The organism is Pirellulales bacterium, assembly GCA_036499395.1.
GTDB lineage: Bacteria > Planctomycetota > Planctomycetia > Pirellulales > JACPPG01 > JACPPG01.
Genome location: DASYDW010000101.1, coordinates 1 through 8,409, shown reverse-complemented (window position 1 = coordinate 8,409; position 8,409 = coordinate 1). Strand labels below are relative to the sequence as shown.

The following is an 8,409-nucleotide window of genomic DNA, read 5'->3' as shown; positions in this document are numbered from 1 at the left end:
CACCTGCGGCGCCTGATTCCCGTTGGCGGCGAGCGCGTCCATTCCGATCGCCAATACCGCGGCGGCCATTTGCAACAGGAACAGCAGCACGAGCGGCACCAGGTTGATCGCCATCAGGAGCACACCGGCAAAGCAAGCTGTGAAGAAATGTCGCCAGCCGCGCAGCAAAGTTGCAACGTTGACCTGTTGACCATCGAGCGCCGCAAAAGCGCATCCGAATAACCCACACGCCAGTGGACCACCGACAAACAACGGCAAACAAATGCCACACACCGAAGCGATGCCGATGAAGATCGATAACAGGACGGGCACCAGCCAATTAGCCCATTGCGCGAAATAGCAGCCCACCGCGTGATTCAGCACGTGACCGAATTGCACGTCGACGGCCGGGTAAGGAACAGCCCGGGGCGGCGCAGTTGGCGGCACCGGCGGTGGTGATTCTGGATCGACGGGATTGCTCACGTGAGATTCCTTTGCGTGGTCGCCGGCGGGGTGGAGCTTGCGCGGTCCAAAATGCTTCGTGGCAAGCATACCTTGTTAGTTTCGACTTTTACCAACCCGATTCGGACCTTAATTGACGACGGACCGTTGAACCGAAAAACTGGCGGGGGTCCGCGGGGGCGGATAGACTGGGGGCGGGCCGGAATGTCTCGGATCGGCCTCCCACCTGCGTCGCGCACGCCCGCTGCGCGCGACCTTCGAAGCGGCGCCCCTCGAGGAGCTTTGGCGAATGCAAGCGCACCCCTGGTTTTTCGCGCGGTCCCGGTCCAGGCTTTTTTCGTCCGTTGTTCTGCTGCTGGCGGTTCTGTTGCCGGCTGTCGTGCGTGTCGCTGATGCTGGCGAAAGTGCCGCGGCCGAGGATCTGTGGTCGCTCGTTGCTGTGAAAAAGCCGGAACCGCCGGCGGTTAAACAAGCCGACTGGTGCAACACGCCGATCGACCGATTCATTATGGCCGGACTCGAGGCCGAGCAAATGGAACCGGCACCGCCGCTGGCGCGCGAGCGTCTGATCCGCCGGGTGTACTTCGATCTGTGGGGACTGCCCCCCGAGCCGCATGAAGTGCGGGCGTTTCTGGCGGATGATTCTCCGCAGGCTTACGAGCGGCTAGTCGATCGCTTGCTTGCCAGCCCTCACTTCGGCGAACGTTGGGCTCGTTACTGGCTGGACGTGGTGCGCTTTGCCGAGACCAACGGTTACGAGCGTGACGCGGAAAAGCCGGGCGCCTGGCGTTATCGCGATTGGGTCGTGCGGGCGATCAACGACGACATGCCGTACGACCGGTTCGTGCTCGAGCAATTGGCCGGGGACGAGCTGCCGGATGAGAACGAGAACACACGCGCGGCAACCGGCCTGTTGCGGGTTGGCACGTTCGACGACGAGCCGAACGATCCGCTGGTCTACAAATTCGAGCAGCTTGACGATTTGATCGGCGCGACGTCGACCAGCTTTCTGGCGCTGACCGTGAAATGCGCACGGTGCCATGATCATAAGTTCGACCCGATCAAGCAGACCGACTATTACTCGATGCTCGGCTTCTTCATTGCGGGCCGGGCCGATGAAAACAAGGAGCTGCTGGCCTATACCGACAGTGGGCGCGACGCGGACGCCGTGAAGCTCTTAGGGGGCGGCGATCCGCGCCGTGAAGGGGACGTGGTGCCCGTCGGTTATCTGTCGATGCTGCCGCGATTGGAGCGACCGGTCGACCCGCCGCCGGCCGAGGCCAAGACGACACATCGCCGCACGCAACTGGCGAACTGGATGACGGATCCGGCCAACCCACTGACGCCGCGCGTGGCGGTGAATCGACTGTGGCTGCATCATTTCGGCGAAGGGCTGTGCCGTACGCCCGACAATTTCGGGATCATGGGAACCGCGCCGACGCATCCGGAATTGCTCGATTGGCTGGCGGCCGATTTCATCGAGCACGGCTGGCAAGCCAAGCGGCTGCACAAAATGATTCTGATGTCGAGCGCGTATCGGATGGACTCGACACATCCGCAGCAGGCCGATTACGCGACTCGCGATTTCGCCAACGAGCATTGGTATCGCATGAACCGGCGCCGGCTCGAGGCGGAACCGATGCGAGATGCCATGCTGGCCGTCAGTGGCGACTTGAATCCGCAACTGGGCGGGCAAAGTTTCTATCCGACTGCCAACCGTGATGCACTGGAAGGGCTTTCCAAAAAGGGAGCCGATTGGAAGGAATCCTCGCCGCAGGAACAGAATCGGCGCAGCATTTACATGTTCACGAAACGATCGCTGCTGCTGCCGCTGATGACGGTGTTTGATTTCGCCGATACGACGTTGCCGTGCGCGCAGCGGAATATATCGACCGTGGCGCCCCAGGCCCTGGCACTGTTAAACAACGATTTTGTCCATGCCCAGAGCGATGCCTTGGCCGAGCGTGTCGTGCGCGAGGCCGGGCCCGAAAAGTTAGCACAGATCGAGCGTGCCTGGTGGTTGGCTCTGTCGCGCGCCCCTACGCAGGCCGAACGAGAATTTGCCGTGACGCATCTGGCGCAGCAGCGGGAACGATTTTCGACAGGCGAGCAATCGTCGGCCCTGGCGGACAAGCCGGTCACGGCTGCCGAGGGGAGCGCGAATGCCACCGCGACTTCGAAGGCGCCGGACAAAGGTACTGCGTCGACCGATCCGAAATCAACAGCTAATCCCGAGCAATTGGCACTCTCGTCGCTCTGCCACGTGCTCTTGAACCTGAATGAGTTTATCTATGTCGACTGACGATTCTCGACAGAATACTCCGGTACAACTTCCCGGATCGCATAACGTGCTCGGTGGAGGGCAGGGCCTTTTTCCCTGCGGGCAGACTCGGCGCGAGTTCGTGTGGGAAATGGGAGCCGGTTTCGCGGGTGTGGCCCTCTCCAGCTTGTTGGGAGCCGATGGCTTCTTCAATCGTCATGCGCGGGCCAACGACGTGCCGGCACCGGCCAGCCCGCTCGCGCCGAAGTCGCAGCATTTTGCTACGCCGGCCAAGAGCGTCATCTTTTTGATGATGAACGGCGGACCGAGCCACATCGATACGTTTGACTACAAGCCGGAGCTGTCCAAGTACGCCGGCAAGACTTTGCCTGACGGGAAGAAGTTCACGAATTCGGGCAATCGCAAGATGGGTTTTCTGACCCCGGCCTGGCGGCCGTTTCGACCGGGGGGCCAGAGCGGGCTGATGATCTCGGATTATTTTCCACGCGTCCGCGAACATGCCGACAAGTTGGCGCTGTTGCGATCGTGCCATACGGACAGTCACGCGCACGGTTCGGCACTCGTGGCGATGAACACAGGCAAGACATTAATCGGCCGACCATCGCTAGGGAGTTGGGCTGTGTATGGTCTGGGCACCGAAAATCAAAACCTGCCCGGCTATGTCGTGATATTGGATAAACGCGGTGGTCCGATCAGTGGGCAGCCGAACTGGGCCGCCGGCTTCATGCCCAGCACTTTTCAAGGGACGCTGTTCCGGCCGGTCGGCGATCCGGTGCTCGATCTGCGCGGGCCGGAATACATCAGCACGGCGGCGCAGCGCGAACAGCTCGACCTGTTGGGCAAGTTGAACGAGCAGCACATGGCCGCGCGGCCAGGGGGTAGCGAGCTGGCGGCGCGAATTGCTAGTTATGAGTTGGCTTTCCGCATGCAGGCCGAGGTGCCCGAGGCGGTCGACCTGAAAAGCGAAACGCAAGAGACGCTCGATCTGTACGGCGTGGGGCAGCAACCGACGGATGAGTTCGGACGGAATTGCCTGGTGGCCCGCCGGCTGGTCGAACGGGGCGTGCGCTTCGTGCAGCTCTACAGCGGTGGTGGCCATCTGGAAGAGACGTGGGACGCGCACGAGAGCGTTGAAAAGAATCACGGTCGCCACGCCGCCGAGGTCGATCAACCGATCGCGGCGCTATTGATCGACCTGGAACGTCGGGGCCTGTTGGAAAGCACCCTAATCCTATGGGGCGGTGAGTTCGGACGCATGCCGTTCGCCGAAGGAGAGGGCGCTCCCGGCCGCAATCACAATCCGTACGGCTTCACAATGTGGCTATCCGGCGCCGGCGTTAAAGGGGGCGTCTCGTACGGCGAAACCGACGAGTTTGGTTTTGAAGCCGTGACGGATAAGGTTCACTTGCACGATATCCACGCGACTCTATTGGCGCTGATGGGATTGGACCACGAGCGCCTGACGTACTTCCATCAAGGGCGCGACGAACGACTGACCGACGTCTTCGGCCGCGTCATCCATGAAGTGATCGCCTAACGATGACTAGCGACGGCGTGTTATTCGTGGTTCGCGTTTTGGCATTCCTGAGCCTCGCCTAATCAGAGTCACTTGGGGGCGGGTGATTTGATGCGTTCTTACTCTCGGCTGCTGATTTCCTGCGCCGTGTTGTTGGCGATCAACGTCACCGGACGCGCCGAGGAGCCGATCACCGCGGCCATTCCAGATCGGGCGTGGGATGCCGCCTTCGATCGGGCTGACGGTTGGATTGGCGGTGATGCGATTTATTCGACGCCACTGCCCGGCGGTGACGTGCTGTGGCTGTTCGCGGACACGTATATCGGTGAAGTGCGCGAGGGACGCCGTCAATCGGGCCTGAGGATGGTGAATAACACGCTCGCGCGACATCGAATGCCGGCCGCAGGCGCCGCGCCCGATCCGGCGGCGGTAACGTTTCTCTGGGGTGCAGGCACAGACGGCGAGGATGCCAAGGCCTGGATACATCCTGATCGGAAATTGCCGGCCGGACCGCGGACAGGTCGAGGTGATTGGTACTGGCTGGCCGATGCGACGCTGCTACCCGCCGGCGCCGCACAAGAACGCCTGGTGTTTTTTCTGTGGCGCACGGCGCGATCGTTGACCGACGGGCTGGGCTTCAAGAGCGTGGGAAGCGCTCTTGCCATCGTTGATAATCCGGCGGCCGATTGGACGACATGGCAGCCGCGTCAATTCGCGATTCCGGACGCCTTTCCGGCTACAGCGAATCCATCCGGCGAGGCTGAGATTTTGTGGGGCTCGGAATTAATCGTTGATTCGCAGACTGAACAGGGGCCGCAGCCTCGGCATGAACCAGAGCTTTACGTCTTCGGCTGTCGCCAGAGACCGAAGGGGGCAAACGAATTGGTCGTGGCCCGTGTCGCGGTCGATAAGGTCGAGGAGTGTACGCAGTGGCGCTTTCGCACCGTGGACGGTTGGAGCGATCAATCGCAGGCGGCCGTGACGCTGGCGACCTACGTGACGACCGAGTTCTCGGTGACACGGCTACCTGCCGGCGAGCATCCCTTATGGGTGCTGATTCACACCGAGGCGTGGTTCGGGACGCGCATCATGGCGCGGACCGCTCGATCGATGTTCGGCCCTTGGTCGAAGGCCACGCCCGTCTATCAGGTGCCCGACGTCGACGGTCAGAAGAAGCATTTTACGTATGCCGCGAAGGCGCATCCGGAAATCAGCCGGCCGGGCGAGCTGCTGGTGAGCTACGTGGTGAATTCGTTCGACTTTGGCGAGTCATCGAGCAACGCCGCGATCTATCGACCGCGCTTCGTGCGCGTGCCATACGGCGTACTGCCCGAGCCGCCGAACGTTAAGTAGCAGACGACAAAGGTATGCGAGGTGCCGGCGCGATTCGCTGCCCGGCATACTTGTCTTGGCCGGCAGGCGACGTCCATCACGGTCGCGGAGTGAAATGATCAGTCGCGGCGTCAAGCGCACGCGAGAGCCCCCTTTGGGCCGCCGAATTATTCGCATCCAGATGCACCGCCCGACGGAACGCGGCCGTGGCTTGTTCGAGATGGCCGTTCTGGAGATAGCTCTCGCCCAGTTCCGCGAGCACCGCGGCGCGAGCCTTGGCCAGCTCGCCGGCGGTTGCCGCGTGCTGCTGCGATTCGTCCGCTCGTCCAAGTTTTTCTAAGACTTCGGCCAGCGCGCGATGGGTGTCGATATCCAGCGGGTCGATGCGCAGCGCGTGTTCGAATGCGTCCCGCGCTGGTTGCCATTGTTGCTGCCCCGCCCGAACCATGCCCAGCGCGTACAGAGCGTTGGCATCCTCGGGCATTGCGTCGAGCGCGGCCGTGAGTTGCTGTTCGGCTTCGGCGTAATTCCCCGACTTCATCAGGGCATAGCCGAGCCCTTTGCGCGCCGGTACGTTGGCCGGCTCGAAAGCGACGGACTTTCGAAAATACTCGGTAGCGCGCGACAGATTGCCGTCCGCGTCCCCCTCTTGATTGACGTCCGCTAGCAGTAGCGCCCCTAAGTTGCCATTGGTCAGCGAATCGTTCGGCGCGAGCTCAACAGCACGCTCGGCCAACGCGTAGGCTTCGGTTTTTCGGCCTACGGTGCTGTAGTGCATCGACAGATTGGCGTAAGCGGTCCAACTGGTCGGATTCTTGACGATCGTGTCCGCGTACAGCGTTTCCAGGTCGTAGTAGACGAACGTCTGGCAAAAGGTCAGCACCCCCAGGACGGAAAGCAAGATGCCGACCGCCAGAGCTTGCGCGCCATGCCGCTCGCGATCCAGCCGCACAAGCGCTGGCGAGATGGCTCCCGCCGCGAGCGCCAACAGCGCGATCCCGGCGTGATATTGAAAGTGATCCGCCACGAACGAAAAGCGAAATGGATAGACATCAAAAAAACCGAGCGCCGGCGTCAAAACTCCGGCGAAGATCAACACCGCGGCGAGCGGTCCGCGCCCCAGGCGATCCCGCGCGTACCATAGCCCGCCCATGACGAGCAGCGCTGCAAGCGGAAACAAGTATTGCCACCACACGGCCTGGTCGATGGCGAACCGCGGGTAGAAGAACGCGAGGGGATAAGGCCACGCAAGTTTCGCCGCGTAGAACCACAATACGCGCCCGGCGAGCAACACCCGTTCGACCGGCGTCAACGACCACTCTTCGCCTACCGCGCCGACGAAATGTTTTTCCATCCAGACCGTGACCATCCCCAGCGCCAACCCCACGGCAAAAAACGGCACTAGCGGAATCGCGTCTCGCGCGGTGATCCGGCCGCGCTTCCACCATACGATCACCAAGAGCACGGCCGGCATCGTCACGACCACTGTTTTGCTCAGTGCCGCGCAGGTGAATAGCAAGAGCGCCGCCGCATACCATCGCCAGCGGTGCGGTGATCGTTGCGAAGTCGTGCCGACCGCATCTTCTTCAGGCGGAGCAAAGCGAAAGTAAGCCAGCATCGACAATAGTGCCAGCGGTAACGACAATACGTTCTTGCGCTCCGTGATCCAGGCCACCGATTCGACTTCGACCGGATGTACGGCGAAGAGCGCAGCCCCCAGCCAGGCCCCTGGCACCTCGAGCCGCAAGAGCAGCCGCCATACCAGCAGCACGCCCGCGGCATGCAACGCGATATTCACCGCGTGATAGCCGACCGGATCGAGCCCCCACAGATGCCGTTCGATCCAGAAGGTCGTATGAACGAGCGGGTAATACTGTGGCACGGCTCCCAGTTCGAACCAGATGCGCCGCAAGCCATCGACCGATTCGAGCGTCGTGTTCTTCGTGACGTAGGCGTCGTCGTCCCAGATAAAATCGGCCCGCAACGCGCAGGCGTAACTGGCCACGACCATAATTATCAGGGCGGCGCCTGCCAGCAGAGTTCGGCCGCGCGGGCTCGACGACGGTGCCCCCGAGCGCGGGGCCACGCTCTTGGCCGGTCGGGAGCGCTGCCTGGGAACTCGTGCCATCGGAATTGGGTCTCGGCGACGAAATGAGCGCGCGAAAAAGCCTCGCTGCGTTAAACTATTTCGCGGCGAGGCTTTCCGACGTTCTTCGCAAGCTGGGGAACTAGGATTTGAACCTAGACTAACTGGTCCAGAGCCAGTCGTGCTACCGTTACACCATTCCCCAGAAAGGTTTTCTGCCCTCGGTCGCGGCGGATAACGCCTCGCGACCGCGACCGGCAGCTTTTCAAAGACTAGAGGGGGCTGGAAAACGAGTCAAGGCCGGGGGCCACGGTGCGGCCGGTCTACTTGTCGCGCGAAACGCCGTTATTCTTCCGGCACCAGGGCCACGGCGCGGCACCATCCGGCGCTCGCCCGCTCGATCTTTACGGGCAAACACGAGACATAAAAGCCGTGCGGGCACGGGATCTGGTCGAGGTTCGCCAGTTTCTCGATCTGGCAATACTCGCGGGTGATGCCGGCGAAGTGGGCCGGCCAAATCGCGCGGCCGTCCCCCGTCAGGCGGTAATCGGCCACCATCGCGGCGAACGGCCGATCGAGCGTGTAGGCGTCGATCCCGATCACCCGCACTCCCTGCTCGACCAGCCACAGCGTTCCATCCCGACCCAGCCCCGGCTGGGCGAAGTATTCCGGTGTGTCGAGCCGGTGGTCCGCGCCGGTTTGCAAAAGCACGATATCGCGCGGCTGTAACTGGTAATTGATCTTCGCCAGTTG

6 protein-coding genes and 1 tRNA gene are annotated in these 8,409 nt (G+C 62.1%); 3 read left to right on the top strand and 4 right to left on the bottom strand.

Annotation, left to right across the window (positions count from 1 at the left end):
- The coding region (locus VGN12_18920) for a hypothetical protein (protein HEY4311527.1) at window positions 1–462 on the bottom strand (462 nt) is incomplete at its 3' end.
- 268 nt (window positions 463–730) lie between these two features.
- Here VGN12_18920 and VGN12_18915 point away from each other — a divergent pair.
- The 3 genes from VGN12_18915 to VGN12_18905 all read left to right on the top strand — a co-directional run bounded on the left by VGN12_18915 (window position 731) and on the right by VGN12_18905 (window position 5,591).
- On the top strand, window positions 731–2,743 hold the full coding sequence (locus tag VGN12_18915; protein ID HEY4311526.1) for a DUF1549 and DUF1553 domain-containing protein: 2,013 nt from the start codon (window positions 731–733) through the stop codon (window positions 2,741–2,743).
- Window positions 2,733–4,259, top strand: coding sequence for a DUF1501 domain-containing protein (locus VGN12_18910; protein HEY4311525.1), 1,527 nt, complete (start codon window positions 2,733–2,735; stop codon window positions 4,257–4,259). Before VGN12_18915 ends, VGN12_18910 begins: the two co-directional genes overlap by 11 nt.
- A gap of 90 nt (window positions 4,260–4,349) precedes the next feature.
- A complete protein-coding gene (locus tag VGN12_18905) occupies window positions 4,350–5,591 on the top strand; it encodes a DUF5005 domain-containing protein (GenBank protein ID HEY4311524.1) in 1,242 nt (413 codons plus the stop codon).
- Between the two features lie 76 nt (window positions 5,592–5,667).
- Here the strand turns inward: VGN12_18905 and VGN12_18900 are convergent, their stop codons facing one another.
- From VGN12_18900 to VGN12_18890, 3 genes are all read right to left on the bottom strand, one after another.
- Window positions 5,668–7,698, bottom strand: coding sequence for a tetratricopeptide repeat protein (locus VGN12_18900; protein HEY4311523.1), 2,031 nt, complete (start codon window positions 7,696–7,698; stop codon window positions 5,668–5,670).
- A gap of 92 nt (window positions 7,699–7,790) precedes the next feature.
- Window positions 7,791–7,861: transfer RNA gene (locus tag VGN12_18895), tRNA-Gln, on the bottom strand.
- A 140-nt stretch (window positions 7,862–8,001) separates the two neighbouring features.
- Window positions 8,002–8,409: cyclase family protein (locus VGN12_18890; protein ID HEY4311522.1), on the bottom strand; the 408-nt coding region annotated here is incomplete at its 5' end.